Source organism: Streptomyces achromogenes subsp. achromogenes (genome assembly GCF_000720835.1).
GTDB lineage: Bacteria > Actinomycetota > Actinomycetes > Streptomycetales > Streptomycetaceae > Streptomyces > Streptomyces achromogenes.
In genome coordinates this window covers 1-346 of record NZ_JODT01000116.1, presented here as the reverse complement: position 1 = coordinate 346, position 346 = coordinate 1, and the positions used below count along the sequence as shown (strand labels likewise).

Sequence of the window (346 nt, the reverse complement as noted above, 5' to 3'; positions counted from 1 at the left end):
ATCGCCAGGTGGTCGAGGTAGGAGCGGACGTTGCGGCGGGTCTCGGTGACGCTGTCGCCGCCGAACTTCTCCGCCACCGCGTCCGCCAGGACGAGGGCGACCATGGCCTCGGCGACGATCCCCGCGGCCGGCACCGCGCACACGTCCGAACGCTGATGGTGCGCCTGCGCCGCCTCACCGGTGGCCACGTCGATCGTCCGCAGCGCCCGCGGCACGGTCGCGATCGGCTTCATCGCCGCCCGCACCCGCAGCAGCTCACCCGTGCTCAGACCACCCTCGGTACCACCGGAACGGCCCGTGACCCGCCTGACACCCTCCTCCGTGGTCACGATCTCGTCATGCGCCT

General features: G+C 72.3%; 1 protein-coding gene. It reads right to left on the bottom strand.

What is annotated here, in order from left to right; translation table 11 throughout:
• On the bottom strand, nt 1-346 hold a 346-nt coding region (locus tag IH25_RS0136960), incomplete at both ends, for a chorismate synthase (protein ID WP_030621528.1).